This window comes from Streptomyces sp. NPDC090741 (genome assembly GCF_044769045.1).
Lineage (GTDB): Bacteria > Actinomycetota > Actinomycetes > Streptomycetales > Streptomycetaceae > Streptomyces.
The window spans coordinates 322,090-347,755 of record NZ_JBIVXF010000002.1; the positions used below are offsets into that span (position 1 = coordinate 322,090).

Annotated in this window: 22 protein-coding genes; 8 read left to right on the plus strand and 14 right to left on the minus strand. The window is 74.4% G+C overall.

What is annotated here, in order from left to right:
* Positions 1-3 precede the first annotated feature (3 nt).
* Positions 4-579: a gluconokinase gene (locus tag ACIQU4_RS06760; RefSeq protein ID WP_403726741.1), complete on the minus strand. Its 576-nt coding sequence runs from the start codon at positions 577-579 to the stop codon at positions 4-6.
* 106 nt (positions 580-685) lie between these two features.
* On the opposite strand from ACIQU4_RS06760, the gene ACIQU4_RS06765 reads away from it, so the two are divergent.
* Positions 686-1,402, plus strand: coding sequence for a FadR/GntR family transcriptional regulator (locus tag ACIQU4_RS06765; protein ID WP_403726744.1), 717 nt, complete (start codon positions 686-688; stop codon positions 1,400-1,402).
* Between the two features lie 73 nt (positions 1,403-1,475).
* Here ACIQU4_RS06765 and ACIQU4_RS06770 read toward each other — a convergent pair whose 3' ends face one another.
* The 3 genes from ACIQU4_RS06770 to ACIQU4_RS06780 all read right to left on the minus strand — a co-directional run bounded on the left by ACIQU4_RS06770 (position 1,476) and on the right by ACIQU4_RS06780 (position 4,801).
* A complete protein-coding gene (locus ACIQU4_RS06770) occupies positions 1,476-2,411 on the minus strand; it encodes an NAD(P)-dependent oxidoreductase (protein ID WP_403726746.1) in 936 nt (311 codons plus the stop codon).
* 37 nt (positions 2,412-2,448) lie between these two features.
* Complete coding sequence (locus ACIQU4_RS06775; RefSeq protein WP_403726748.1) at positions 2,449-2,832, minus strand: VOC family protein; 384 nt, start codon at positions 2,830-2,832, stop codon at positions 2,449-2,451.
* Between the two features lie 64 nt (positions 2,833-2,896).
* Positions 2,897-4,801, minus strand: coding sequence for an ABC transporter ATP-binding protein (locus ACIQU4_RS06780; RefSeq protein WP_403726751.1), 1,905 nt, complete (start codon positions 4,799-4,801; stop codon positions 2,897-2,899).
* Between the two features lie 218 nt (positions 4,802-5,019).
* On the opposite strand from ACIQU4_RS06780, the gene ACIQU4_RS06785 reads away from it, so the two are divergent.
* Positions 5,020-7,047 (plus strand): AMP-binding protein, encoded by a 2,028-nt coding sequence (locus tag ACIQU4_RS06785; RefSeq protein WP_403726754.1) that lies wholly within the window; start codon positions 5,020-5,022, stop codon positions 7,045-7,047.
* Here the strand turns inward: ACIQU4_RS06785 and ACIQU4_RS06790 are convergent.
* Positions 6,972-8,858 (minus strand): GNAT family N-acetyltransferase, encoded by a 1,887-nt coding sequence (locus ACIQU4_RS06790; RefSeq protein WP_403726756.1) that lies wholly within the window; start codon positions 8,856-8,858, stop codon positions 6,972-6,974. The two genes, ACIQU4_RS06785 and ACIQU4_RS06790, sit on opposite strands and share 76 nt — an antisense overlap.
* A 126-nt stretch (positions 8,859-8,984) precedes the next feature.
* Between ACIQU4_RS06790 and ACIQU4_RS06795 the strand changes: the two genes are divergently transcribed.
* On the plus strand, positions 8,985-9,407 hold the full coding sequence (locus tag ACIQU4_RS06795; RefSeq protein WP_403726758.1) for a DUF350 domain-containing protein: 423 nt from the start codon (positions 8,985-8,987) through the stop codon (positions 9,405-9,407).
* 31 nt (positions 9,408-9,438) lie between these two features.
* Here the strand turns inward: ACIQU4_RS06795 and ACIQU4_RS06800 are convergent, their stop codons facing one another.
* From ACIQU4_RS06800 to ACIQU4_RS06815, 4 genes are all read right to left on the minus strand, one after another.
* Entirely contained in the window at positions 9,439-10,650 is a 1,212-nt protein-coding gene (locus ACIQU4_RS06800) for an acyltransferase (RefSeq protein ID WP_403726760.1), read from the minus strand.
* Positions 10,647-11,690, minus strand: a complete 1,044-nt coding sequence (locus tag ACIQU4_RS06805) for an alpha/beta hydrolase (protein WP_403726763.1) — start codon at positions 11,688-11,690, stop codon at positions 10,647-10,649. The genes ACIQU4_RS06800 and ACIQU4_RS06805 overlap by 4 nt, the downstream gene beginning before the upstream one ends.
* 113 nt (positions 11,691-11,803) lie before the next feature.
* Positions 11,804-12,484 carry a response regulator gene (locus tag ACIQU4_RS06810; protein ID WP_403726765.1) on the minus strand — a complete coding sequence of 227 codons (681 nt, stop codon included), beginning with the start codon at positions 12,482-12,484 and terminating at the stop codon, positions 11,804-11,806.
* Positions 12,481-13,833: a sensor histidine kinase gene (locus ACIQU4_RS06815; RefSeq protein ID WP_403726768.1), complete on the minus strand. Its 1,353-nt coding sequence runs from the start codon at positions 13,831-13,833 to the stop codon at positions 12,481-12,483. Before ACIQU4_RS06815 ends, ACIQU4_RS06810 begins: the two co-directional genes overlap by 4 nt.
* Before the next feature lie 90 nt (positions 13,834-13,923).
* Here ACIQU4_RS06815 and ACIQU4_RS06820 point away from each other — a divergent pair, with 90 nt between their 5' ends.
* Both ACIQU4_RS06820 and ACIQU4_RS06825 read left to right on the plus strand, forming a co-directional pair.
* Complete coding sequence (locus ACIQU4_RS06820; RefSeq protein WP_403726771.1) at positions 13,924-14,871, plus strand: AEC family transporter; 948 nt, start codon at positions 13,924-13,926, stop codon at positions 14,869-14,871.
* 72 nt (positions 14,872-14,943) lie between these two features.
* Complete coding sequence (locus ACIQU4_RS06825) at positions 14,944-15,339, plus strand: hypothetical protein (protein WP_403726774.1); 396 nt, start codon at positions 14,944-14,946, stop codon at positions 15,337-15,339.
* On the opposite strand, the gene ACIQU4_RS06830 is transcribed toward ACIQU4_RS06825, so the two are convergent.
* Together ACIQU4_RS06830 and ACIQU4_RS06835 are read right to left on the minus strand one after the other, a co-directional pair.
* Positions 15,293-16,213, minus strand: coding sequence for a hypothetical protein (locus ACIQU4_RS06830; protein ID WP_403726777.1), 921 nt, complete (start codon positions 16,211-16,213; stop codon positions 15,293-15,295). The genes ACIQU4_RS06825 and ACIQU4_RS06830 overlap by 47 nt on opposite strands.
* An 11-nt stretch (positions 16,214-16,224) precedes the next feature.
* Positions 16,225-17,745: an FAD-binding oxidoreductase gene (locus ACIQU4_RS06835; protein ID WP_403726780.1), complete on the minus strand. Its 1,521-nt coding sequence runs from the start codon at positions 17,743-17,745 to the stop codon at positions 16,225-16,227.
* Between the two features lie 217 nt (positions 17,746-17,962).
* Here ACIQU4_RS06835 and ACIQU4_RS06840 point away from each other — a divergent pair, with 217 nt between their 5' ends.
* Positions 17,963-19,111, plus strand: coding sequence for a hypothetical protein (locus ACIQU4_RS06840; RefSeq protein WP_403726782.1), 1,149 nt, complete (start codon positions 17,963-17,965; stop codon positions 19,109-19,111).
* Here ACIQU4_RS06840 and ACIQU4_RS06845 read toward each other — a convergent pair.
* On the minus strand, positions 19,108-19,764 hold the full coding sequence (locus ACIQU4_RS06845) for a class I SAM-dependent DNA methyltransferase (RefSeq protein ID WP_403726785.1): 657 nt from the start codon (positions 19,762-19,764) through the stop codon (positions 19,108-19,110). The two genes, ACIQU4_RS06840 and ACIQU4_RS06845, sit on opposite strands and share 4 nt — an antisense overlap.
* A gap of 11 nt (positions 19,765-19,775) precedes the next feature.
* Positions 19,776-21,326, minus strand: a complete 1,551-nt coding sequence (locus tag ACIQU4_RS06850; RefSeq protein ID WP_403726788.1) for an IucA/IucC family protein — start codon at positions 21,324-21,326, stop codon at positions 19,776-19,778.
* A 120-nt stretch (positions 21,327-21,446) separates the two neighbouring features.
* Here ACIQU4_RS06850 and ACIQU4_RS06855 point away from each other — a divergent pair, with 120 nt between their 5' ends.
* Both ACIQU4_RS06855 and ACIQU4_RS06860 read left to right on the plus strand, forming a co-directional pair.
* Complete coding sequence (locus ACIQU4_RS06855) at positions 21,447-23,012, plus strand: IucA/IucC family protein (protein WP_403726791.1); 1,566 nt, start codon at positions 21,447-21,449, stop codon at positions 23,010-23,012.
* Between the two features lie 143 nt (positions 23,013-23,155).
* Complete coding sequence (locus ACIQU4_RS06860) at positions 23,156-23,905, plus strand: GntR family transcriptional regulator (protein ID WP_403726794.1); 750 nt, start codon at positions 23,156-23,158, stop codon at positions 23,903-23,905.
* A 66-nt stretch (positions 23,906-23,971) separates the two neighbouring features.
* On the opposite strand, the gene ACIQU4_RS06865 is transcribed toward ACIQU4_RS06860, so the two are convergent.
* Complete coding sequence (locus tag ACIQU4_RS06865; protein WP_403726797.1) at positions 23,972-25,573, minus strand: S8 family peptidase; 1,602 nt, start codon at positions 25,571-25,573, stop codon at positions 23,972-23,974.
* Positions 25,574-25,666 lie beyond the last annotated feature (93 nt).

Genomic DNA, 25,666 nt, shown 5'->3' on the forward strand with positions numbered 1-25,666 from the left:
TCCTTAGCTTTCTCGGGAGGGAGTGGCGGTCGGGCAGACGCCAGGCAGCGCGGACAGCGCGGCCAGGGCCCGTTCGGTGATCTCCTCGGGTGATCCGGACACGTCGACGACGACGCCGAGTTCGTCCTGCTGGAGCGGCTCCAGCGTGGCGAACTGCGAGTCCAGCAGCGCGGTCGGCATGAAGTGGCCCGTGCGCGCGGCCATGCGCCGTTCGATCAGCGGGCGTTCGCCGGTCAGGTGCACGAACACCGCGTCGGGCGCGGCGGCGCGCAGCCGGTCGCGGTACGCGCGCTTGAGCGCCGACGAGGCCACCACCGCGCCCCGCCCGGCCGGCCGGCCGCTGATCCAGGCGCCGATGGCGTCGAGCCAGGGCCGCCGGTCGGCGTCGTCCAGCGGAATGCCGGCGGACATCTTGGCGACATTGGCCGCCGGGTGGAACGCGTCGCCCTCCACGTACGGGAGGCCGAGCGCGTCCGCGAGCAGCCTGCCCACGGTCGTCTTGCCCGTGCCGGCCACGCCCATCACCACCAGCACGCGCTGGGTGCCGCTCACTTCGTACCTCGCTGTCTTCGTCGACATCGGTTCGTGCGCCCTCACTGAAGCCCATTAAGTAGTACTTATTCAAGAGTCTGACGGCAAAACATCACATCTTTTGTCCATCGAGAGGTCGCCGTACGCTTACGCCATGACCACCGAAGGCCAGGGACTCCACTCCCACGTGCTGGACACCCTCGGCCTCGCGATCACCGCGGGCGAGCACCCGCCGGGCAGCGTCCTGCGCACCGACGAGATCGCGGAGCGCTTCGACGCCTCGCGCACCGTGGTCCGCGAGGTCGTGCGCGTCCTGGAGTCCATGCAACTGGTCGAGTCACGCCGCCGGGTCGGCGTCACCGTGCGCCCCGCCGAGGAGTGGAACGTCTACGACCCGCGCGTCATCCGCTGGCGCCTCGCCGGCGCCGACCGCCCCCGCCAGCTGCGCTCCCTGACCGTGCTGCGCTCCGCGATCGAGCCGGTCGCGGCAGGCCTCGCCGCCGCCCGGGCCACCCCCGGCCAGTGCGCCGCGCTCACCGAGGCCGCCCTCGGCATGGTCAGCACCTCGCGCGGCCACCAGCTCGACGCGTACCTGCGCCACGACATCGACTTCCACCGGATCGTGCTGAACGCCTCCGGCAACGAGATGTTCGCCCGGCTCGGCGACGTCGTCGCCGAGGTCCTGACCGGCCGTACGCAGCACGCGGTGATGTTCCCCGACCCCGACCCGGCCGCCGTCACCCTCCACGTCCAGGTCGCCGAGGCCGTACGGGAGGGCGACGGGGCCCGCGCCGAGTCGCTGACCCGGCAGATCGCGGTGGGCGCCCTGGAGGAACTCGACGTCCTCGCCCCGGCGCCCACCTCCCCCTGACCGACCTCTGGAGCGCGCCTAAAGCGCGTTCCGGCAAACCGGGTTCAACCGCAGCGCGTTCACGACACGTTCCCTACGCCACGGGCGCGTTCTCGAAGCCGGCGAAGTAGGCGGCGGCCATGTCCTCCTCGGCGTGGCCCCCCGCCGAGGCGCGCTGCATGCGGGCTGCCGTGGCCCGGGCCAGGTCGACCGCGACACCCGCCCCGTCCGCCGCCTCCGCGATCAGCGCGGTGTCCTTCGCGGCGCCGTGCACCGTGAAGCTGGGCGCGAAGTCCCGCTCCAGGACGGCCTTCATCTTCGTCTGGAGGTACGGGTTGTCCATAGGGCCGCCGGTCACCGCCTGCGCGAACAGGCCCGGGTCCACCCCCAGCCCCTCCGCCAGTGCGAGGGCCTCGCCGACCGCCGCCGTCAACGTGATCGCGTACCCGACCGTGGTCAGCTTCAGCCGGGTCGCGGCCCCCGCCTCGGCCCCGGCCCACAGCGTCTTGGCGCCCACCGCGTCGAACACCGGGTCCAGCCGCGGATCCGCCGGCCCGGAGGCCAGTACGACCAGCGTCCCCGCCTCGGCGGGCTGGCGGGTGCCCTGCACCGGGGCGTCCACGAACACCAGGCCGTGCTCGCGGGCGAAGCCGGCCAGTTCGTCGAGCGCGACCACGCCGACCGTGCTCATCTGCGCCCACACCTGCCCCGGGCGCAGTCCCGGCACGGCGGCGGCCATCGCCTGCGCCACGGCGGCGCCGTCCGTCAGCATGGTCAGTACCACGTCGGCCCCGGCGACCGCCTCGGCCGGGGTGTCCACGACCACCGCGCCTTCCGCGGCCAGCGGTTCGGCCTTGTCCCGGGTCCGGTTCCACACCCTCAGCCCGAGCCCGGCCCGCAGCAGGTTCCGTGCCATCCCCGAGCCCATGATCCCGGTGCCCAGCAGTGCGACAGTGTTCACGGCGTCACTTCCCTTCCGGATACGTCCAGTCCGTCCAGTCTCGGCGCCGCACCCCGCCCGGCGGGTCATCCCACGCCCGGCGCACCGGGCGCGGCCCGTCGTGACTCTAGCCTTCGGCCGCCGTGGCGCGCGGGGTCGTCTGCTGGACCGCCCAGCCGTTGCCGTCCGGGTCGGAGAAGTAGACGAACGAGCCCCACGGCATGTCCTGGATCTCCGTCACCTCGATGCCCCGGCCGCGCAGGTCCTCGTACGCCTCCTCGATGTCGCTGACGACGACCTGCATGTTGTCCAGCGACCCCGGGGCCATCCGGGTGAGCCCCTTGCCCAGGGCGATCGAGCAGGCCGACCCCGGCGGGGTCAGCTGCACGAAGCGGATGTCCTCGCTCACGGTCACGTCGTGGTCGGCGTGGAATCCGACCCGCTCGTAGAAGGCCTTGGCCCGGTCGACGTCGGTGACGGGGACGGCGACCAGCTCCAGCTTGATGTCCATCGGTGCTCCACGTGCTCCACGGCCGGTGCCCGGCGGCGGCCCGCCGCGCGCGGGCCTCCCGGCATCATGCTCCCGCAGCCGGTACGGCGCCGCCCGGAGCGGCGGTGTCCGCCGCCGCGAACTGGGTCCGGTACAGCTCCTCGTACCGACCGCCCGCGGCCAGCAGCTCCGGGTGCGTACCGCGCTCCACGATCCGGCCGTCCTCGACCACCAGGATCAGGTCGGCCGCCTGCACGGTCGACAGCCGGTGCGCGATCACCACCGCGGTCCGGCCCGCCAGGGCCTCTCCCAGGGCCTCCTGCACCGCCGCCTCCGAGGTGGAGTCCAGGTGCGCCGTCGCCTCGTCCAGGATCACCACCCGCTGCCGGGCCAGCAACAGCCGCGCGATGGTGAGCCGCTGGCGCTCGCCGCCCGAGAGGCGGTAGCCGCGCTCGCCGACCACCGTGTCCAGGCCGTCCGGCAGCGAGGCGACCAGCCCGTCCAGCCGCGAGCGGCGCAGGGCCTCCCAGATCTCCTCCTCGCTCGCCCCCGGCCGGGCCAGCAGCAGATTGGACCGCACCGACTCGTGGAACAGGTGCCCGTCCTGGGTGACCATGCCGAGCGTCTGCCGGATCGAGTCGGCCGTGAGGTCCCGTACGTCCACCCCGCCCAGGCGGACGGCGCCCGCGTCGGCGTCGTACAGCCGCGGCAGCAGCTGCGCGATGGTCGACTTGCCGGCGCCGGACGAGCCGACGAGCGCGACCATCTGCCCGGGCTCGGCTCGGAACGACACCTCGTGCAGGACCTGCGTACCGCCCCGGGCGTCGAGGACCGCGACCTCCTCCAGGGAGGCGAGCGAGACCTTGTCGGGGGAGGGGTAGCCGAAGGAGACCCGGTCGAACTCCACGGCCACCGGCCCCTCCGGCACCCGGCCTGCGTCCGGCTTCTGGGCGATCAGCGGCTTCAGGTCGAGGATCTCGAAGACCCGCTCGAAGCTCACCAGGGCGCTCATCACCTCGACGCGGGCGCCGGCGAGCGAGGTCAGCGGGGCGTACAGCCGGGTCAGCAGCAGGGCGAGGGCGACGACGCTCCCGGCGTCCAGGGTCCCGCGCAGGGCGTAGTACCCGCCGAGGCCGTAGACGAGCGCGAGCGCGAGGGCCGAGACGAGGGTGAGCGCGGTGATGAACGCGGACTGGGCCATCGCCGTACGGATCCCGATGTCCCGTACGCGCGCCGCCCGCGCCGCGAACTCGGCGGACTCGTCGGCGGGCCGCCCGAAGAGCTTGACGAGGGTGGCGCCGGGGGCGGAGAAACGCTCCGTCATCTGCGTGCCCATCGCCGCGTTCAGGGTCGACGCCTCCCGCTGCATGGCGGCCATCCGCGCCCCCGTGCGGCGGGCCGGGAGCACGAACACCGGCAGCAGGACGAGGGCCAGCAGGGTGATCTGCCAGGAGATGCTCAGCATCACTGCGAGCGTCAGCAGCAGGGTCACCGTATTGGCGACCACCCCGGACAGGGTGTTGCTGAACGCCCGCTGGGCGCCGATCACGTCGTTGTTGAGCCGGCTGACGAGCGCGCCGGTGCGGGTCCGGGTGAAGAAGGCGACCGGCATCCGCTGTACGTGGTCGAAGACGGCCGTCCGAAGGTCCAGGATCAGCCCCTCGCCGAGGGTGGCCGACAGCTTGCGGGTGAGCAGCCCGAGCGCCGCCTCCACCACCGCGATCACGGCGATGAGCAGGGCGAGCCGGGTGACCGTACCGCTGTCCTTGCCGTCCACGATGGAGGTGACCACCCGGCTGGCGAGCACCGGGGTGGCGACCGCGAGCAGCGCGGTCACCACGCTGAGCAGCAGGAAGAGGGTGAGCCCGCGGCGGTGCGGGCGGGCGAATGCGGCGACCCGGTGCAGGCTCGCCCGGGAGAGCGGGCGCCGGTCCTGCTGGGCGTTCATCGCGCTGTGCAGCGATGTCCAGGCGGTGACTTCCATGTCCATGCGGGGAACGTTAAGACCTCAACCAAACTTGAGGTCAAGGGATTGGCCGGATCGATACCGAACCCCCGCTCCTGCGAGGGACGTTCAGCATCCTGCGGACTGTCGGTGGGGGGTGCCATCATCGGGGAATGACCCAGGGATCGACGCAGGGATCGACGCAGGGATCGACACAGGAACCAGGGTCCGATCGCTCCGGTCGGACGACCGCCGACACCGCCTTGCGCCTGTTCGAGCAACAGGCGCGGGACACCCCGCGGGGCTACGCCGTCATCGCCGGCGCGGACAGCCTCACCTACGGGCAGCTGGACGTCCGCGCCAACCAGCTGGCGCACCACCTCATGGCCGACGGACTGCCGCCCGGCGCCGTCGTGGCCATCGGGACCGCCCGCCGGACCGAGATCGTCGTCGCCCTCCTGGCCGTCCTCAAGGCCGGCGGGGCCTACGCCGTCATCGACGTCGAGGTACCGCTCACCGGGCAGCGGCAGCTCGCCGCCCTCACTCCGTACGTCCTGCTCACAGACGCCGCGCACCACGCCCGACTGGACGACGGCAGCGGGCTGCGGGTGATCCGCCTCGGCGCGGAGGCGGCCGCGATATCCGGCCGGCCCACCGAAGCGCCGCAGCGCCCCGAGCCGGGTTCGACGGCCGCCGTCCTGTTCACCGGAGCGGCGTCCCCGCGCGCCGTGCCCGTCGGCCACGCCCGGCTGCTCGCCGCCCACGAGGGCTGGGCCAAGGTCATCCGGCCGGTCCCCGAGGACCGCCACCTGATCACCCACGGCCCGGACCTCACCCCGTTCGCCGCCGGCTGGACCCGGGCCCTGTGCTCGGGCGGCGCCCTCGTCGTGCCCGAGCGCACGCCCTGGACGCCCGAGGGGATCCGCCGGGCGGTAGAGAGCGAGCAGGTCAGCGTGGTGCACACCGACCCGGCGGGCGCGGCCCGGCTGCTCATGCACGCCGCCGGGTCCCCCTCCGGACCCGGCGCGGGATCCGCGGCCGGCGCGCGCGGCCGCCGCGCATCCGACCCGGCCCTGCGGTCGTTGCGGCTGGTCACGGTCACCGGCGACCGGCTCTTCCTCGACGAGCAGGACGCTCTGCAGTCCAGGCTCCGGGCCGGCGCCCGGCTGCTCAACGTGTACGGGCTCACCGAGGCGGCCGGCGCCGGCACCTGGTTCGAACTTCCCCAGCTGCCCGGCCCGTTGGACGACCCCGAGCAGCTCTCCCTGATCGGCGCCCCCTTCCCCGGCTGCCGCGCGGACGCCCGCGACGGGGAGCTGCGCCTCACCCCGCCCGACGGCGGTGACGCGATCCCCACCGGCGACCTCGTGGAGCTCCGCCACGACGGGCTGCTGGAGTTCCGCGGCCGGATCCGGGACCGGATCACCACGGCCGACGGCGCGTTCGACCCGCACGCCGTCGAAGCCGTCATCCGGAGCCACCCGGACGTCGGCGCCGCGCTGGTGGCCGAGGTCCCGGAGGGCGGAAGCGGTGCGCGCCGGCTGGTCGCCCACGTGGCACCGCCCGCCGACGCGCAGTCCTGGCCCCCGGCGGTCGACCTGCCCGAGGGCGGGCAGCTCCGCGAACACCTCGCGGGAAAGCTGCCCCGGGCGCAGATACCGCAGGCCGTGATCCGGCTGCGCACCCTGCCCCGCAACCGCGCGGGCCAGGAGAACCGGGAGGCCCTGCCCCAGCCCGTGCTCACGGCGAAGCCCGGCCGGGGCGGCGCCGCGGGGGGCTCCGGAAAGTACACGGCCGCCGGCGCCGGGACCCCCACACCGCTCGGGCTCGTCGGTTGCGGCGTACCGTTCCTGGTCGGCACCGGCCTGCTCTTCTTCGTCCTCTCGAAGATCTTCTGGCCGGGCTCGACCGACCTGAGCGGTGTGCCGGGCCCGTGGGCGTTCCTCTTCTTCGTGCTCTACCTGTTCGAGGGGGCCGCGTTCGCCGCCGGGCTGGTCTTCCTCTTCGGGGGCCGCGCCCTGATGCTGCGCCACGGCCCCGGCCAGAGCCCCGGCTTCACCACGGCCGCGCATCTGGCTGTGGTCTACCTGCTCATCTCCTGGTGGCCGCAGGACAACTTCTACCGGCTCGCGGCCAAGCACGACTGGCCGGTCCAGGCCGCCCTCGTCTACGTCTTCAACATCCCGCTGATGATCGCGGCCGTCGTCATCGCCTTCTACGTCACCCGGAAGCCGCCTTCGCCCTTCGACTTCGAGGAGGCCGACGCCCCCGGGGGCTCCTCCGCCCGCTGATCTTCGGCGAACGCCGCTCCCACGGCGAGCGCCTCCGCCCGTACCAGTGCCTCGGCCGCGTCCAGCACGTCTGTGCTGTGCGCGGCCAGCAGCACGCCCAGCCAGGGCGCCGGGTCGAAGGCGCCCGTCGGGATCGCGGGCAGGAACACCGCCCCGAGCTCCGCGCAGCCCCGCTCCAGCGTCTCGCACAGCTCGTCGAGCGCGGCCCCGGGCAGCCTGGCCCCCAGCCCCACCCGGTCCGCGATCCGTACGAAATGCCCGGCGCCGCGCAGCGCGTCGAGCCGGGCCGCCACCATGAAGGCGATCGACGGCCCGGTGAGCCGCAGGTTCGTCTCCGTCGGCGCCAGCCGCCCCGCCCCGTCGGCGACGAAGTCCACGTCGAACCAGCCGCGGTAGCCGGCGGCGGACAGCTCCCGGCCCACCGCCTCCCCGAACGCGAGCAGCGGTTCCTCCGCCCACGCGGGCACCACCCCGGGCCCCACCGTCGCCCCGCGGTACCCGGCGCCCGCCACGTCCATCACCGCGCCGCCCACCTCGTGCACCCGGCCCGCCTCGTCCACGAACCCGTCGTACGTCAGATCCCGCGGCTCGTCCGGCCCGGCCGGGCCGGACACGTACTCCTCCACCAGCAGGGGCCCGCGCGGGAGGGCGCGCAGCACCGCGCGGGCGCCGCCCGCGGCCCGGACCCGGTCGGGCGTCACCACGGTGGTGCCCGAACCGCCGACACCGTGCTCCGATTTCAGCACCGTGCTCTCGCCCGCCTCCGCCCGGGCGGCCAGCAGCCTGGCCGCGGCCCGCCGGGTGGGGGCCGGCCACTGCCCGGGGAGCAGGATGCGGGGGTGGCCGCCGCCCGCCAGGATCCGCCCGAACAGGCCGTGCGCCGCCGACTTGGACTCGTACCGCAGCTCGCGGGGCCGCCACCGCAGCCCGGCCAGCCGCGCGAAGGCCGCCGTCCGCCCCCACGGTACGAGGGGCAGCCCGGCCGAGGTCAGCCGTCCGGCCAGCGCCGGCCGGGCCCGTACGGCATCCGACAGCCCGGCATCCGACAGCCCGGCATCCGGCGGCAGCCCGGGGCCGCCGTCCGCCAGGCCGTCGTAGACCTCCACCCCCTCCCATTCCAGGAGGCGCCCGACCCGCTCGATCCAGCCCGGCGGCACCGCCCCGGGCAGCACCAGCGCCACCGGCCACGGACTGTAGAACGCCGCCAGGCAGGCGTAGTGGTGCGCGGCCCGCTGCTCGCGGTCCAGGGACGCATCGGCGAACTGGGTGTTGTACTCGGCGACATTGCCCACGTGCACGGCAGGTCCGCCGCCCGTCCAGGCCCGCGCCCAGTCGGCGAGCGGCGCGGGCGCCGCCTCGAACCGCACCAGACCGGCGGGCGGTACGTCCTCGCCACCGGCCGCGCGGGATTCCGGCGAACCCAGCGCGCCCATCGCCCGGTAGAACCCCGCCGCATACGGATCGGCGTCGATCAGCAGCCTGCGGAACCCCAGTTCGGCGGCCCGGCGCAGCGCGTCCCGGTACAGCCGCCGCCCCACGCCCCGTCCGATGGCCTCCGGATCCACGAACAGCAGTCCCAGCCGGGCCACCGGCGGCGCGCCCTCCAGGGAGGCGAGCCCCAGCACCCGGCCGCCGGCCGCGTCCTCTGCCACCACGATCCGGCGGCCCTCCACCTCCCCGGCCGGGATCCGCAGTTCCGGCGCGCACGAGGCCAGGAACGCGGCGTCGTAACCCCAGTACGCCTTGGAACGGAGCACGAGGGCGGTGAGCTCCTCCGCCTCACCGGGCCACGCCGCTCTGAGCTTTACCATTCCCTGACCTCCCCATGGCCTGCCGCGAGACCGTGCGATAGATTCGGCCACCCTGAGCCCCCCTGACGGGAGGTGTCCCGTCATGTACGGCAGGTCCTTCCTACCCCCGCGCAGAACGGCTTCCCAATGAGCGACATCATCAACGGACTTGGCCGCACCAGCGCCTACGGGGCCCTCGGCCTGGTCCTGCTGATCCTCGGCATCGTCCTCGTGGACGTGCTGACGCCCGGGAAGCTCCCGAAGCAGATCTGGGAGGAGCGCAACCGGAACGCGGCCGTCATGCTGAGCTCCGCGCTCCTGGGCGTCGCCGGGATCGTCTTCACCTCGATCTGGACCACGTACGACGACTTCGGCAAGGGACTGCTGTCCACCGCCGCGTTCGGGCTGCTCGGCCTGGTCCTGATGGGCCTCGCCTTCCTGGTGCTGGACTGGGTGACCCCCGGCAAGCTCGGCGCGATCGTCGTCGACCCGGAGCCGCACCCGGCGGTCTGGGTCACGGCCTCCTGCAACCTGGCGGTGGCCGCCATCGTCGCCGCCTCGATCGCCTGACCCGCCCGCCCGTCGCGCGCTGCGACCGGTGCTACGCCAGACCCAGCGCGAACACCGCGAACCCGGCCGCCAGCACCCCCGCGAGCGTGCGCCGCACCGCCGTCGCCCCCCTCCACGGCTCCTCGAACCGGCGGGCGTACCGGGCGATGCCCACCAGCAGCACCGCGAACACGGGCATCCACGCCAGCCGCGCCGCGATCCAGACCGGACTGTCCGGCGCCGTCGTCAGACCCGTCAGCCCGCCCGCGAACGAACCGGGCACGGCCGCCGCCAGCATGGCCGTCTGGTGCCAGCACAGGATCGTCATCGCGCACAGGTTGATCACGACCACCGGGGCCCACAGCGCCGGCCGGGCGAGCAGCTTCGCCAGCCGGTCGCGCAGCAGCATCGCCGCCCCCGACTGCGCCGCGGCCAGGGCCAGCACCAGCAGCGACGGCGGGTGCGAATTGGTCCGCGCCTCGCCCGGTACGCCCACCATCGACGCCGGGTAGTGGAACACCGCCAGCAGCGCCGCGAACAGTACGGTCCCGCCCGCCAGCAGCAGCCAGGCCCCGCGCCGCCCGATCCGCCCCTCACCCCAGGAGACGCCCAGCTGGTACGCGAACAGCCAGCCCGGCAGGATGTTCACCACCGCCAGCCAGGACGGCACGGAGTCGGCGAGCGGCCCGTACCGAAGGAAGTCCACCACCGCGACCGAGGCGAGCAGCGGGGCCGCAGCCCAGCCGCCGAGCCGGTGCGCCGCACGTACGCAGTACGGGGTCAGTGCGGTGACCACCACGTACACCCCGACGAACCACAGCGGCTGGATGACCAGCGTGGCCCCCGTCCGCAGCGTGGCCTCCGGCACCCCCGCCGCGTAGAGCACCGGCGCGGCCAGCGCCCACACCGCCGTGACCCCGAGAACCGGCCGCCCCAGCCGGGCGATCCGGCCCTTCAGCCAGGCCCCGGCGGACCCGGTGCGACGGTGGTACGAGAGCACCGAGGCGTAGCCGCCGACGAGGAAGAAGATGCCGAGCATCTGGAGCACCCAGCTGGCGGGGGCCAGAGCGCCGAACGCGGAGAGCGGGCTGGCGTTGTGCAGGCCGCCCTCCGCGTCGCGGGTCAATCCGCCGAGCAGCCAGTGCCCGGTCGGCACGGCCAGCAGGGCGAGGGCGCGCAGCCCGTCGACGGCCCGGTCGCGGTGGGCGGGGGTCTGCCGCTCGATCCGGTCGGCGGCCTTCCCGAGCCGGGTCAGCGTGCTCATCGGACCTCTCCCTTCGCGATCGCGGCGAAGGCCGCCAGGGACTGGGTGCCGGGTACGAGGTAGCCGGTGTGGCCGTGCACGTCGGCGGCCGGCACCTTGCGGGCGCCGAAGGCGGCGGAGGTCGGGTCGGCGCCGTGGCCGATCCCCGCGAACTCCACGTTCGGCACGTCGCCGATCCAGTCGGAGGGTCCCCGGGCCGCCCAGACACGGGCGCGGGTGTGCAGGTCGGCTGCGGTGTCGGCGCGCATGCCGGGGGAGCCGAACACGACGATGTCGCCGGCGTCCGTACGCCCGGCCGCGAGGCCCCCGACCACCGAGCCGTAGCTGTGGCAGAACAGCACCGGGTCGGGTGCGCCGACCGCGTCGAGCCCCGCCGTGAACCGGACCAGCCGGTCCGCGCCCGCCTCGGCGAGCCGCCCGGAGGCCGCGTCCAGACCGACCCCGACGGGAGTGGTGTAGCCGGTCCAGGCCACCACCGCGGTGTCCGCGCCGGCCGCGGCGCGCAGCGACCGGGCCATCCCGGCGGGCCCGGTGTTCGGCGCGCGCTTCGCGTCGTACGTGGTGGCGTCGCTGTCCGAGCCCGGCACGATCACCGAGACGTGCGCGGCCCGCCCCAGATCCCCGAACACCTCGACGACCTGGCCGCGCCCGCGCGGATCGAAGGCGAGGATCTGCCGCCCCGGCGAGGCGAGCGAGGCGTAGCGCGCCTCGCCGGTCGCGAGGACGGCCAGCCGGTTGGCCTCGTACCTGAGGGTGAGGGGGGCACCGTCGAGGTTGCCCACCACCAGCGGGTGGTGGCGTACGAGCTCCCGGCGCCCGGCGTCGTCCAGCCCGGCGAAGAACCGGGCCACGTCGTGCGGCGAGGCGCTCGCCGGGTCGGGCAGCGACCGGCCGGACGCGGTGTCGGCCCGCCAGGCGGCGGTGCCGGGCGGCGGTGCGGTGACCGCCTGCTGGCTGTCGCCCGAGGCCCAGCCCGCGGTCCCCCCGACCACGGCCACGGCCAGTGCGGCGGTGGCCAGGGTCCTTCCGAAGCGGCGCATGCCCCTTCTCCTCTCCTCGCGATGAGGAGGAAGGTAGGAAGAAGGTGTCCCGCCGGACGTCGGACCGTGGAGCCAAGTCGGATGTCATACCCCGGTAGGGGGTGGAGGAGAACTCAGTCCGAGTCGCCCGGCCGCACCAGCCCCGCCTCGTACGCGAAGATCACCGCCTGGGCCCGGTCCCGCAGGTCCAGCTTGGCCAGCACCCGCCCGATGTGCGTCTTCACCGTCTGCTCGGCCAGCACCAGGTGCCCGGCGATCTCCTGGTTCGACAGCCCGCGCGCGATCAGCTCCAGTACCTCGGTCTCCCGCGGGGTCAGCCCCTTCAGCCGCAGCGACGGGTCCTTGCGCGGGGCCGGCCGCTGCTGGACGAAGTCCGCGATCAGCCGCCGGGTGACCGAGGGCGCGAGCAGCGCCTCGCCCGACGCGACCACCCGGACCGCCGCGATCAGATCGGCCGGCGGGGCGTCCTTCAGCAGGAACCCCGAGGCGCCCGCGCGCAGCGCCTCGTACACGTAGTCGTCGATGTCGAAGGTGGTCAGCATCAGCACCTTCGGCCGGTGGACCACCCCCGGCGGCGGGCTGAGCAGTTCCCGGGCCGCCGTCAGCCCGTCCATCTCCGGCATGCGCACGTCCATCAGCACCACGTCGGGATGCGCGGTGCGCGAGACCTGCACCCCCTGCCGCCCGTCGGGGGCCTCGCCCACCACGTCGATGTCGGCCTGCGCCGACAGCAGGGCGGCGAACCCCGCCCGCACCATGGCCTGGTCGTCGACGATGATCACACGGATGGTCAACTGGCGTCCTCGGTCGGGTCGTTCATAGGTTCCTTCAGGGGCAGGCGGGCCGCGACCCGGAAGCCGCCGTCGGGCAGCGGCCCGGTGTCCAGCGTCCCGCCCGTCAACCGTACGCGCTCCTGCATGCCGACCAGACCGTGTCCCGTGCCCGAACTGCCCAGCTCCACCACGGCGTCCCGGGCCGCCGGGCCGTTCACCACGAGCACGAGGACCTCCTCGGCGTCGTGCGTCACCGAGACCCGGGTCCCGGCACCCGGAGCGTGCCGCACCACGTTCGCCAGGGCCTCCTGCACGATCCGGTACGCCGACAGGTCCACGGCCGGCGGCGCCGCCCGCTCCGCCCCCGCCGCGAGCGACAACTCCACCGGCTGCCCGGCCCGTACGGTCGCCTCCACCAGCTGCTGGATCCGGCCGATCCCCGGCTGCGGGGCCGGCGCACCCGCACCGTCAGGCGTTCCGTCCCCGCCGTTCGCCCGGTCGCTGCGCAGCACCGTCAGCAGCCGCCGCATCTCGCCCAGCGACTCGCGCGCACTGGCCGCGATCGCCGCGAACTCCTCCTGCACCGGCTCCGGCATGCCGGGCAGCCGGTACGGCGCGGAGTCCGCCTGCACGGTGATCACCGACATGTGGTGGGCCACCACGTCGTGCAGCTCCCGGGCGATCCGCGCCCGTTCCTCCAGCAGGGTCCGCCGGGCCCGCTCGGCCTCGCTGATGCTCTCCTGCTCGGCGATCCGCTGCTGCGCGTCGCCGAACCCGCGCAGCGCCCCCGTCACGGCGAGGAAGCTCCCGCTCAGCACGGAGAGCAGCGCGACCGTGGTGATCACCCCGTCGGGCGCGAAGAAGCCGAGCACCACCCCGACGGCGCCCGTCACCAGCCACACCCCGATCAGCGTCCGGATCGACTCGCGCAGCCCCAGGCACACCATCAGCACCAGGTAGCCGACGATGCACATCGGGGTCCACGGCCAGGCGTGCCCGGCCACCTTGTCGGCGTGCGTCAGCACCACCGCCCCGGCCGTGTCCGCGACCAGGATCAGCGCCCACGCGGGCAGCGGCCGCGTCACCGCCAGCAGCAGCGGCACGGTCTGGGCCACGCCCAGCGCCCCCGCCCAGCCGCCGCCCGCCTTGTAGTCGTTGGTCAGCACGGCGATGGTCGCCGGCAGCAGCGCCACCACGAAGACGCCGACGACCACGTACGGCAGCATCCGCTGCCAGGCCTTCGGCGCCTGCGCGAACAGCGGCTCCGCCGCCCGGGCCGGCGTGCGCAGCACCACCGTGAACCGCATCGGCGCCGGGGACCCCTTCGCGGGGGCCGGCGTACGGGGGCGGGCTTCGTCGCGATCGCTCATGATCGGCCAGCCTATGCTCCACAGGAGCTCCAGGAAGGCAGGAGTACGCTGCTCACGGTCGATCACGGGGTCACAGGGGAGCCGGTACGCATGGGCACGGCAGCAGCACTAGAGAAGCTCGTACCGGTGCTGCTGGCCTTCGGCGGAGGTGTACTGCTCGCCCGCCGCAAGACCGTCCCGGCCGAGGCCTCCAAGGCCTTCGCCGACTACGCCTTCCTCTTCGCCGTCCCCTGCTACCTCTTCGGCAACATCTACGGCAGCGACCTCGGTGCCCTGTTCAACTGGCACGCGATCGGCGCCTACGCCGCGGCCGCCGCCCTCGCCGTACTCGTCATAGCCTTCGCCTCGGGCGCCCGCGGCATACGGGATCCCCGCGACGTGGCGCTGCGCGTGATGGCCGGAGTCCAGGTGAACACCGCCTACTTCGCCGTCCCCGTGTTCATCACCTTCTTCGGGACGGCCGCACCGATCTTCCCCGTCCTGCTCTTCCAGGTCTGCGTGCTCTCCCTCGTCGTCATCTCCATCATGGAGCTGGGCCGCGCCGGCCCCGCCTCGGGCGGTCCCGGGCAGCGGCTCTCGCGGGCCGTCGGCGCCTCGCTCGCCACCCCGGTGGTCCTGGCCTGCAACGCCGGGATCGTGCTCAACCTCCTCTCGGTGCACCTCCCGAAGGTGGTCCTGGACGGGGCTTCCTTCGTCGGCGACAGCGCCTCGCCGATCGCCCTGTTCGCCCTCGGCCTGCACCTCGGTGGCGTGGGGCTGGACGTCCGGGGCACCTCCCGCGAGGAGATGGCCCTCATCGCCTTCAAGTGCCTGGCCTTCCCGCTGCTGGCCTGGACGGTGTGCGGGGTGCTGTTCGGCGTACGGGGGGAGTGGCTGACGTACCTCGTCCTGATCGCCGCGATGCCCACCCCGCAGAACCTGTTCGTCTTCGCCCAGCGCTACGACGTGGGCGTGGACCTCTCCGCCTCACTGGTGATCAAGAGTTCGATGGTCTCCCTGCTGCTGCTCCCGCTCTGGCTGCAGACGGTGGCGGGCTGACGGAGCCGAAGACGGAGCCGAACCGGCGGCCCGCCGCTCGTTCCCCGCGGGGGCTTCGGTCGTTGACCCGGCATGGAGCTGCTGCCGACCATCGCGGCGCCGGGCGTCGGTGAACGGGCCGACGCCGCGGCCGATGCCGCCTGCCACCTCTACGACGCCGTCGCCCCCTGGAGCTCCGCCGAGCCCGGCGGGTGGAGCCGTACGGCGGCCGAGGACGCCGCCGAGACCATCGAGACCACCGCGCACGCGCTCGCGTACGCCCATCCGCGCGCCGAGGTCCTCCTGGCCCCGGTCCACGCCGCCCTCGCCGACCTGCGCCGCCAGCTCGGGCTGCCGCCCGCCGACCAGCTGTCCGCCGACGGGACCCCGGCGAGCCCGCGCACGGTGGGCAACCCCCGGCGCACCCGCTGGGTGCGGGTGCTCACGCCGCCTTCGCCCCGGCAACAGCCTGCTCGTACAACTTCTTGACCTCCGGACCGAAGTACGAGCTGTACGAGGTGTCGGCGGTGTCCCCGCCCGTCTTCCAGCCGCCGATGACCCCGACGACGTCCCCGGTCTCGGTCACCTTGTCGTAGTTCCTCAGGAAGGGGCCGCCGCTGGTCCCGCCCGGGTATCCGGTGCAGTCGATCCGCAGGAACGATCCGGGGATCCCCGGATCGCTGCTGGTGAACTTGGTCGTACGGTTCACGCACAGCCGCGGGCGCGCGGCCGATGCCGGATAGCCGATCAGCGACACCTTCGCGTGCTCGTAACCGGCGCCGGTGACCAGGCGGTTGCCGCCGACCACGTCCTCGACGGGGAACCCGTCGGCGTCCGGCCCGACCTGCGCGAAGGCCACGTCGAGAGTCGCTCCCTTGTCGGCGCCCAGGCTCTTGTAGCGGGGATCGATCCAGACCTTGGACTTTCCGTCGGCGGCCCGCAGCACCGGGAACATCCCGTACGGCTGCGGGTTGTCCGCCGTGTACAGCGGTACGAAGGCCACCTGGCGGGCGTCGGTGCCGAGCAGGCAGTGCGCCGCGCTGAGCACCATGTCGCGGCCGGGGGAGGCGACCACGCTCGCGGTGCAGAAGTACGCGCCGCCGCCCTTCATCACGAACATCCGGCCGACGACCGGGATCCCGTCGAAGTCCTGCCCGGTGCCGGGGTCCGTGGCCGCGGCCGCCGACGCGGGGGTCATGGGCGCCGCGGACGCCATCCGGTCGGCCGTCCAGAAGGTCTCCGCCTCGCGGGCGGACCACCGGCCGGGCGGCGGCAGAGCGCTCCCGGCCTCGGCCACCGGCAGCGGTCCGGCGGGCAGCAGCAGGGCGGCCGTCGCCGCCGCCACGGTCAACGTACGTCGCATGTCGAGCTCCTCTAGATGGCCTGCGGGAAGCGGAACAGCCGGTCCGGGTCGTAGGCGCGCCGGACCTCTTCGAGGCGGGCGAGGTTCGGCCCGTAGTACGCCTCGCGCCAGGCGGGCAGTTTCGGATCGATGTAGTTCTGGTACGCGCGGCCGCTCGCCCAGGGGCGCAGGTCCTGCCACAGCCCGTCGAGCCAGCCCTGGTGCGCGGCCACCTGCGCGGATGTCGCGGATGCGGGCCAGTAGGCGAGGTACTGCGTGAGGAAGGCGCTGTCGCGGTGCACGAACGCGGTGTCGGCCGCCGCCGGCCGGTTCACCGCCCCGCCGCATTCGCCGCTGAACTGGACGACTCCGAGCCCGCCGGCCGGCACGGTCCGCCCGTAGCGCCGTACGGCGGCCAGCACCGCGGCGACGCCCGCGTCGGGCAGCCCGGCGGCGCCCCAGAAGTCGCAGCGCCCGCCGTAGGAGTCCCGGCCGATCAGCCCCTCGGGGGTGCGGCCGGGCAGGGTGCCGGGCAGATGGCACTGCGCGGCGCTCCGCTCCAGGCACCCCGACATGGCCCGCAGGGTCTCCTCGTAGGTGCGTACGACGCTCCAGCTGTCCCGGAGCGGCCTGCCGACCAGGTCGGACAGGCGGGTCAGCTGCCGGTCCAGCTCGGCGCGCCCGTCGAAGCACAGGACGCGCACGGCGGGGGCCGGGGCCGGGCCGGCTTCGATCAGGAACTCGACCTGGCTCCAGAAGGGGTCGGGGAGGGCGGCCAGCCAGCGCTGCCAGCCGCGCAGCAGGGCGGCGGAGTCGGCTTCTGGCCAGTGGAGTTCGGCGTAGGCGCAGTCGGTGGCGGGGTGGGTGCGGAAGCGGAACTCGGTGACCACGCCGAAGTTGCCGCCCCCGCCGCCGCGCAGCGCCCAGAACAGCCCCGGGTCACGGGTGGCGTCGACCTCGCGCACGACGGCGTCCGGGGTCACGACGGTGGCGCCGGTGAGGGCGTCGGAGGTGGTTCCGTGGGCGCGCGAGGCGAGGCCGAGGCCGCCGCCCAGGGTGAGTCCGGCGATCCCGACGGTGGGGCACAGGCCGGTCGGTACGGCGAGGCCCTGCGCGGCGAGGGTCCGGTTGACGCCGCCGAGCCGGGCTCCGGCGCCGATCCGCACGCCGGCCGCCCCTTCGACGGCGAGTCCGGCCATGGCGCCGACGTCGACGACGAGCCCGCCGGCGCAGGTGGACCAGCCGGCGTAGCTGTGGCCGCCGCCGCGCGGTACGACGGGGACGGCGGAGCGGCGGGCGAAGTCCAGGCAGACGGCCACGTCGGCGGCGTGCGCGGGGTAGGCCACCGCGCCCGGCGCGACCGTGTCGTAGCGGGGCTGGAACAGCTGCCGGGCCTCCGGGTAGTCGGGGTCGCCCGACAGCACCACCCGCCCGTCGATCCCGCGGGCGAGCGCCGCCCAGTCGGGGCCCCGGGCGGGCGCCGCCGCGACGGCGAAGGCGGCCAGCACGGCCGCGGGAGCGCTGCCCAGCAACTGGCGGCGGTGGAGGCTCATCCCTCCTTCCTGCCATCGCCCGGCCCGATCGCGGCGAAGGCGGGCCCAGGGGGACGACGCTGCCCCCCGAACGGCCCACGCCCCGCCCGGCGAAGCCGCCCACCCCGCGGAAACCCGACCCTCGGGGGGTGCCCGACCAGGCGCGTGGCGGGAGGCGTAAGGGTATCGTTCGAACCCCTGGGCTGCGACGGGGGCGTGAGGTGAGTACGGTCTGCCCATGCAGATCGACGGAGCCGGCAGGCAACAGCGGGGGCATGTTCTTCTCATAGCGGGCGACGCCGCCGTACGGCGGCGGGCCGTTCAGGTCGCGCCCAGTGCGAATCTGGCCGCGCTCGGAGTGCTGCCCGCGTCCGTGCTGCTGAACAGCCACGTCCCCAGTGACACCACGTACCTCGACGGGGCCCGGGATCCCAACACCGTACTGATGCGGCTGCGCGCCGCCGCGGCGACCCCGGGGCCGCTGCTCGTCTACCTCTCCGGCCGGCTCACGCTCGACCGCCGCGGGCACGGCCTGCACCTCGCGCTCGCGGGAACCACGGCCTCCACCGTCCGCTACACGGCCCTGCCGTGGGACTGGCTGGGGACCGAGCTCGCGGCCCGTCCCACCGGCCCGACCACGGTGGTGCTCGACCTCGTCGCGGACAAGTCCGCCTGGCCGGTGCTCCAGGAGTACGGGAGCCTGCCCGCCTCACCCTCCGCCGAGGTGTACGGGGTGGTCGTCCCGCCCGCCTTCGCCGGCGGGTCGCAGCAGGTGAGCGCGTACACCCGGCACTGGATCGACCAGCTGCGCCGCAGCCCCACCCGCCCCGCCAACCTGCAGCTGCACGCCTTCGCCGTCGGAGCAGCCGCCCTGCCGCCCGGCACCCTCGTCCTGCCCGCCACGCGCGAACTCAGCGCGTCCGCCGCCCAGCAGGCGCCGCAGGAGCAGGTTCCCGACCCGCGGCCGCACATCCACGCCCTCGCCTCCGGCGGCCGGCACCAGGAGGCCGCCACCCTCGCCCAGGCATGGGAGCAGCACGTTCTCCAGACCCACGGGTACACCTCGCCCGAGGCCACCCACTGGGCCGAGATCCGCGCCGACCTCGCCCGCATGGCCGGAAACTACCGCTCCGCGACCCAGCTCTGGATCAACGCCGGGCACACCCGCCTGGAGCACCAGCCGCCGGACGCCCCCGAGGTCCTCGCGGCCGCGGCGGGCGCCCTGTACTGCTGGACCCAGCTCAAGGACCAGGCGGCGGCCCGCGACTCCGGCCCCGAACTCGTCCGCCTGCTGCGCGCCCTGCCGAGCCTCGAACCGAGGCTCCTGCGGCTGACCCAGCAGCGGCTGGAGGTGCTGGAGGGCAGCCCCGCCGGCCGGACTTCCTAGAGCCGCTTGCGGGCCAGGAGGAAGGCCTGGGGGGATTTCTCCTGGCCCGTGGGCCGGCGCACCAGGCGGGCCACTTCCTCCAGGCCCGCCCCGGCGAGCAGGTCGGCGATCAGCTCCGGCGGGGTCCAGTACACGTCCAGCTCGACGGGGTGCCCGTACGCGTGCTCCAGCCGGATCTTCTCCTCGCCCGCCTTGAACGCGATCAGCACATGGCCGCCCGGCGCCAGCACGCGGGCGAACTCCGCGAACAGCGGCGGCAGTTCCGTCGGCGGGGTGTGCACCGTCGAGTACCAGGCCAGAACCCCGCCGAGCACCCCGTCCGCCACGTCCAGCGCCGCCATCGATCCCACCTCGAAGCGCAGCCCCGGATACGTCCGCCGGGCCACCGCGACCATCGCCGGGGACAGGTCGACGCCGAAGGCCCGTACGCCGAGCCCGTCCAGATGGGCCGTCACGCGCCCCGGGCCGCAGCCCAGGTCCGCGACGGCCCGGGCCGCGCCGCCCTCGTCGCCGCGCACGCACTCGGCGAAGGCCGCCAGCATGGCCCGGTCCAGCGGCCTGTTCGCCAGCTCCGTGCCGAGGAGCCGGGCGTAGTCGACGGCGACGGCGTCGTACGACGCCCGTACGGAGTTCAGGTCCGAGGTCTCCTTCATGCCCTGTGACACTAGACTGCCCGCCCCCGCCCGTCGGTCCTGGCCAGCGGATTGTCCAGCTCCGCCCATTGGTCGCCCGGGACTCCGGGGCTCAACCGCATCAGCGTCAGGGCCTTGGTCGGCAGCGGCGCCGTCAGCAGGGCCTCGGTGTCGGCGGTGGCCGGGAGCCCGGCGGCCTCGCCCAGCACCTCGCCGAAGGCCGCCGCCGAGCCCGCCGTGGCCCCCAGCGTCCCGGTCAGCAGGGAGCCGAACAGCTTGCGCCGCAGCAGGGTCACGTCATCGGTGACCAGCCGGCCCGAGAGCGGCGGCACCGGCAGGCCGTGCCGGGCGAGCCGCTCCGGGCTGATCCGGATGTCGGCGAGATCGCGGTAGACCAGCCGCAGCGGGGCCCCCGTCGCGGACAGCACGACGAGCAGGTTCTGGCCGTGGGCCTCCAGCGCCACCCCGAGGTCCAGCACCCGCAGGCACACCGAGAGCGCGAGGCGGGCGAACTCGGCCCGCCAGGCCGCCGAACGCGAGAACGGCGCCCCGCCCAGGGCCGCCACCGGTACGACCCGCTCGCCCGCCGCCGCGTCCGCGTACACCTCGGGCGGCTCGCGCAGCACCGCCGCCAGGTCGGGGCTGTGCGCGGTCGCGGCGCCCAGGGTGCGGGTGATGTGCAACTGCCCGTCGAGCCGCTCCGACAGGGCCTGGGCGAAGGCGGAGACCGCGGCGGCCGTCTCGATGGAGTACTCCGAGATGTCCCGCACGGAGGAGGTCAGCCGGGTGCTCAGCGCCGTCTTGACGTGTGCGCCGCCCGCCGCGGGGGCGAGGGTGCGCAGGGCCATCAAGGGATGCGCCGCGAAGCCGGGGCGCAGCACCCCGGCCGCCCCCCGGCCTGTCTGTTTCAGGACGTGTTCCGCCTGCCACGGGTGCACCGGCAGCAGGAGCCGGCCACCGTCGCGCAGCCCGGCCGGCCACGCGCCCGTGACCAGGCACTCCTCGGCCCGTACGACGACCAGCCCGAGCTCGACCAGCGGCCGGTGCTCCGGCGCGTACGCCAGCTGCTCGGCCACCGAGAATCCGGGACGGGAGCGGCAGTTGGGGTGGTACGGATGGCCGTCGACCACCCGCTGCTCCCATTCCCAGGCGGCCTGCGGAGCCGCCTCCCGCGCGGTCGGCTGTCCGGCCCGGGACAGCGCGAGCGAGGCCGTGCTGTCGTCCAGCTCGGCGGCGAAGGCGTCCCCGTGCGGCACCCCCAGCGCCGCCACGAGCCGCCCGGCCTGCTGGTACGGGACGCCGTCGAGCAGCACCTCGTGGACGTACGGGTCGGTCGCGTACGGGTCCGGCGGCGGGCCCTCCAGCCGGCTGCCGCCGGACAGCCGGAGCGTCAGGCCGCCGGGCCCGCGCTCGCGGCGCTCCACCCACGGCAGAGGCTCGAAGGCCAGCGCCCGCCACAGCCGGGTCAGTACGGCGGCCCGGGCGCCGCCGAGCGCGGCGCCGTAAGCGGAACCGAGGGCTGGGCGCACTTCGGCCAGTTCGGCGGACACGGCCTCTTCGGCCGGGGAGGCGGGGAGGTTCATGCTGGGGTGCAGGGCCCTGTTCCTCTCACGGGTCTCTCACGGGTGACGTGATGATCACGTCATCATCGCGGATACTGAAGATCACGGCCGGAGGTACGCCCCGCGACCCCGGCACCTGGGATGGACCGAATGGAATCCGTGGACCTCAACGCCGCAGCCGACGCGTACGCCACCACCCCCCTGCTGAACTGCCTGCTGAGGGAAGCGGCCGATCCCGCCGAGGAGCACTCCGCCGCGCCGCACGACGGCTGGTCGGTCCACCGGCTGCGCGGCAGCGGCCGGCTCCTGCGCGTACGGGGCCCGCGCCGGCCGCTGCGCCCCGAGCTGCGCACGGCGGCCGGCTGGCGTCCGCTCAGCCACACCGATCTGGTCAAACTGACCGCCGACGAACTGCACCGGTACACGGGCGTCCCGAACGACGAGCTCCCGGTCGAGATCGCCGACAGCCGCGAGGCCGTCGCCGCGCTGCTGGCCGCCCGCGCCGCGGCCGCGCCCCCGCAGGACCCGTACGTCCTCTCCGAGCAGTCCCTGGTCATGGGACACCCGTACCACCCCGCCCCCAAGGCGCGGGGCGGCGCGCCCGCCGCGAGCTGGCTGCCGTACGCGCCGGAGGCGTACGCCCGCCACCCGCTGGTCTTCCTGGGGCTGCGCGAGGACCAGGTGGCCGAGGAGGGCGGGCCGGGCGCCGCCGACGCGATCGACGCGCTGGCCGGGCTGCTCGACGGGCCGCGCCCGCCCGCCGGATACCGGCTGCTGCCCACGCATCCCTGGCAGCTGGAGCTGGTCGGAGGCTCGGCGGCCCTGCGCACGGCGTTCGCCGACGGGCGACTGCTGCGCCTGGGCCCGGGCCGCCGGACGGTCCGGCCGACGGCATCGATCCGCACGGTGTACGTGCCGGGTGGAGCGGACCTCTTCGTGAAGTTCAGCCTGGACGTCCGGATCACCAACGACGTGCGCCGGCTGTGGCGGCACGACATGCTGAAACTGCGCCGTACGGACGCCGCGGTCGGAGCCGGATTCGCCGATCTGCGGCGCCGCGGGTCGAACGCGGTCTGGCTCGCCGACCGCGGCTACCGGACCGCGTCCTTCGCCTTCGAGGAACTCGCCGTGCTGGTCCGCGACGGACTCCACGCGCAGCTGGAGCCGGGGGCCACGCCGCTCGCGTCCGCCGCGCTCGCGGAGGGGTACGCCGGCAGTCCGCTGGCCGCGACGACCGATCCGGCCGGCTGGTGGCGGGCGTACCTGCGTCATGTCGTGCCGCCCGTACTGGACTTGTTCGCCCGGCACGGTGTCGTACTGGAGGCGCACCTGCAGAACACCCTCGTGGCGGTCGACGCACAGGGCGTCCCGGTGCAGGCCCTGTTCCGGGATGCGGAGGGGGTGAAGCTGCTGCCGGAGACGGAGCGCGCGGCCGCCTGGCAGCGGCTGGTCTACTGCCTGGTCGTCAACCACCTCACGGAGGTGGCGGGAGCCCTCGCCGAGGCGCATCCGGACACGGCCGCCGTGGTGTGGCCGGCGGTGCGCGAGGAGTTCCTGCGCTACGACGCGGAGCACGGCCTGCCCGAGGTCGCGGAACTCCTCTCGGCCCCCTCCCTCCCGGCCAAAACGAATCTGCTGCTCCGCTGGACCCGCGCGGACGGCGCGGCCGCGCGCTACATCCCCCTCCCGAACCCCCTGCTGCTCTAGGCAACACCCCAGGGCGGATATGCGTCGGAGGGAGCGGTAACCGGCCAAGGTGGGGCGGGATCGGGGCAGCTCTCACCGAAAGGTATAGACCAATGCTAGGTTGCGTACCGCGCAGTCCTTGACCACCCGTCAGAGGAGAAGCCATGCCCTCCCTTACGCGGGACGGCGGCCCGGCCGCCGCCACGCCCAAGTACCAGCGGATCGCCGCAGCGCTTCGGCGCGAGCTGGAGCGCGCCGCGCACACCCCCGGCGGCAGACTGCCCTCCGAGCGCACCCTGGCCGCCCAGTACCGGGTCAACCGGCAGACCGTCCGGGCCGCCCTCCAACACCTGCGGGAGGACGGCCTGATCGTCACCGAGCGCCGCGGGACCCGGTCCGCGGCCGTCGAGACAGCGGAGGGCGCCTCCCCCGCGCGCCCGGCCGTCGTGCACGACCAGAGCCGGCTGACCCTGGTCAGCGTGCCGCCCTCGCTCGCCGAGCTGCTCGGCATGCGCGGCGGGGACCGGACCCTGGTCCACCACCGACGCGAGCGCGGCCCGTCGGGGGAGACCCTCCGGGACGCGGTCACGTACGTCTGCCCGGGCGCGGTCGCCGGGGATCCCGAACTCGCCCGCTACCGCGACCGCCCGGAGGCGGTGGTCCGGGACGAGGACCTCGGGCCCCTGCACCGGTGGCTCGAACGGGCCGCAGAGCGGGGGCGGGTCGCCGAGACCCTCACGATGACGCGGAGCAGCCGGCCGGCGGCCGCCGTCCCCGTGTGCGGCCTGACCGTACGCCGCACGCTGTACGACGACTGCGGCCGGCTGCTCGCCGTCACCGACCTCGCCTTCCCCACCTGGAACCGGCTGACCTTCCACCGGGACCACGCGGTGGCCGGATTCCGCGTCACCTGAGGCCGGATCCCTGAGGCCGGATCCCTGAGGCCGGATCCCTGAGGCCGGATCCCTGAGACCGGACCCTCAGAAGCGCAGGGCCCATGCGTCGATGTAGCCCGTGTAGCCCGCGAAGGCGTCGTACACCCGCAGTTTCCACACGCCGTTGGCGGTCTGCGACGAGGCGTCGATCGCGTACACGCCTCGCAGGTCGGCCTCGCCCCAGCCGGTGTAGCTGTCCTTGATCTGATACACCGTGCCGTCGGGCGCGACCACGTCGACCTGGAGGGTGCCGGAGTCGGGGTGCCTGATGTCGAGCTCCACGTCCAGCTGCGCGGGCGCGTGCCCGGGGATCCCGCTGACCGTGACCGGGGATTCGATCGGCTCCAGGTCCTCGACCGGGTGGTCCGAGGTGTTCGCGAAGCGCGGCCCGGGCACCCGGTTCGGCGCCGTACCCACGTACAGGAGCCGGTCGGGCGAGCCCGGTCCGGCGTCGACCATCGAGCCGGTCGTGGCCGCCGCGGTCAGGGCGCCCGCCACCTGGGCGGGCGTGGCCGTACGGTGGTCGGCGAGGTAGAGCGCGGCCGCACCCGCCACGTGCGGGGAGGCCATCGAGGTGCCGGACATGGTGGTGCTCCGGTCGTCCCCCCAGAAGACCGCCGAGGTGATCGAGTCGCCCGGGGCGAACAGGTCCACCAGGGGGCCGTAGTCGGAGTACGAGGCACGCGCGTCGCGGTCGTTGGCCGCCCCGACCGTGAGCGCCGCGGGCACCCGGGCGGGGGAGTGGGTGGAGGCGACCGTGCTCTGGTTGCCCGCCGCCACCGCGTAAGTGATGCCGGAGGCGATGGAGTTCCGTACGGCGGCGTCCAGCACGTCGTCGGGGTCGCCGCCCAGGCTCATGTTGGCCACGGCGGGCTTCACGGCGTTGCGGGTGACCCAGTCGATCCCGGCGACCACCTGCTCCGTGGTGCCCTCGCCCGACCGGTCGAGCACCCGGACGGAGACGAGCTTCGCCTTCTTCGCGACGCCGTACGTCGTGCCCCCGAGGGTCCCGGCGACGTGCGTGCCGTGCCCGTGCAGGTCGTCGGCCTCGTAGTCCTCGTCGATGGCGTCGTACCCGTACGAGGCGCGCCCGCCGAAGTCCTGGTGGCTGATGTTGACGCCGGTGTCGATGACGTACGCGGTCACACCCTGCCCGGCCGAATCGGGATACGTGTAGCTCGCGTCGAGCGGGAGCCTGCGCCGGTCGATCCGGTCGACGCCCCAGGAGGGCGGTTCCGGCTGGGTGGCATCGAGCCGCAGTTTCCGGTTCTGCGCGACCTCGGCGACGGCGGGGTCCGCGGCGAGCCGGCGGGCCTGCCGCTCCGGCAGTCGGACGGAGTAGCCGTTGAGGGCGGCGTCGCAGATCCGGCGGATCGTGCCGCCGAAGCGTGTGACCACGGACCGGCCCTGTGCCGTACGGGCGCCTGCACGGGCCGGGTTCAACAGGACGAGGTAGCTGCCGGCGACGGCTCCGGGCGCTCCGGCGTACCGGACGGTCCCCTCGGCGGGCGGCCCCGCGGCCGAGGCCCCGGTCTGCGCACCGAGGGCGAGCGCCGCGGCGAGGGCGAGGACGGCCCCGCACCGCCGTAGTCCGCATCCGAACTGCCGTAATCCGTGTGACCCATGTAACCCGTGTGATCTGCGCAATCCGCGTGATCTGCGCAACTCCTGTGATCCGTGCCATCCCTTCAGCATTCGGGTCGAACCCCCCTTGAGTCGCCGGCTCAGACCGGGGCGCCA

Coding starts and splice junctions, on each gene's coding strand:
- ACIQU4_RS06835 (WP_403726780.1), bottom strand. CDS start 17,745: ATGAGCCTCCACCGCCGCCAGTTGCTGGGCAGCGCTCCCGCGGCCGTG.
- ACIQU4_RS06765 (WP_403726744.1), top strand. CDS start 686: ATGACCACCGAAGGCCAGGGACTCCACTCCCACGTGCTGGACACCCTC.
- ACIQU4_RS06820 (WP_403726771.1), top strand. CDS start 13,924: ATGGGCACGGCAGCAGCACTAGAGAAGCTCGTACCGGTGCTGCTGGCC.
- ACIQU4_RS06795 (WP_403726758.1), top strand. CDS start 8,985: ATGAGCGACATCATCAACGGACTTGGCCGCACCAGCGCCTACGGGGCC.
- ACIQU4_RS06830 (WP_403726777.1), bottom strand. CDS start 16,213: ATGCGACGTACGTTGACCGTGGCGGCGGCGACGGCCGCCCTGCTGCTG.
- ACIQU4_RS06790 (WP_403726756.1), bottom strand. CDS start 8,858: ATGGTAAAGCTCAGAGCGGCGTGGCCCGGTGAGGCGGAGGAGCTCACC.
- ACIQU4_RS06760 (WP_403726741.1), bottom strand. CDS start 579: ATGTCGACGAAGACAGCGAGGTACGAAGTGAGCGGCACCCAGCGCGTG.
- ACIQU4_RS06850 (WP_403726788.1), bottom strand. CDS start 21,326: ATGAACCTCCCCGCCTCCCCGGCCGAAGAGGCCGTGTCCGCCGAACTG.
- ACIQU4_RS06815 (WP_403726768.1), bottom strand. CDS start 13,833: ATGAGCGATCGCGACGAAGCCCGCCCCCGTACGCCGGCCCCCGCGAAG.
- ACIQU4_RS06775 (WP_403726748.1), bottom strand. CDS start 2,832: ATGGACATCAAGCTGGAGCTGGTCGCCGTCCCCGTCACCGACGTCGAC.
- ACIQU4_RS06825 (WP_403726774.1), top strand. CDS start 14,944: ATGGAGCTGCTGCCGACCATCGCGGCGCCGGGCGTCGGTGAACGGGCC.
- ACIQU4_RS06855 (WP_403726791.1), top strand. CDS start 21,447: ATGGACCGAATGGAATCCGTGGACCTCAACGCCGCAGCCGACGCGTAC.
- ACIQU4_RS06845 (WP_403726785.1), bottom strand. CDS start 19,764: ATGAAGGAGACCTCGGACCTGAACTCCGTACGGGCGTCGTACGACGCC.
- ACIQU4_RS06840 (WP_403726782.1), top strand. CDS start 17,963: ATGCAGATCGACGGAGCCGGCAGGCAACAGCGGGGGCATGTTCTTCTC.
- ACIQU4_RS06780 (WP_403726751.1), bottom strand. CDS start 4,801: ATGGACATGGAAGTCACCGCCTGGACATCGCTGCACAGCGCGATGAAC.
- ACIQU4_RS06860 (WP_403726794.1), top strand. CDS start 23,156: ATGCCCTCCCTTACGCGGGACGGCGGCCCGGCCGCCGCCACGCCCAAG.
- ACIQU4_RS06800 (WP_403726760.1), bottom strand. CDS start 10,650: ATGAGCACGCTGACCCGGCTCGGGAAGGCCGCCGACCGGATCGAGCGG.
- ACIQU4_RS06770 (WP_403726746.1), bottom strand. CDS start 2,411: ATGACCCGCCGGGCGGGGTGCGGCGCCGAGACTGGACGGACTGGACGT.
- ACIQU4_RS06805 (WP_403726763.1), bottom strand. CDS start 11,690: ATGCGCCGCTTCGGAAGGACCCTGGCCACCGCCGCACTGGCCGTGGCC.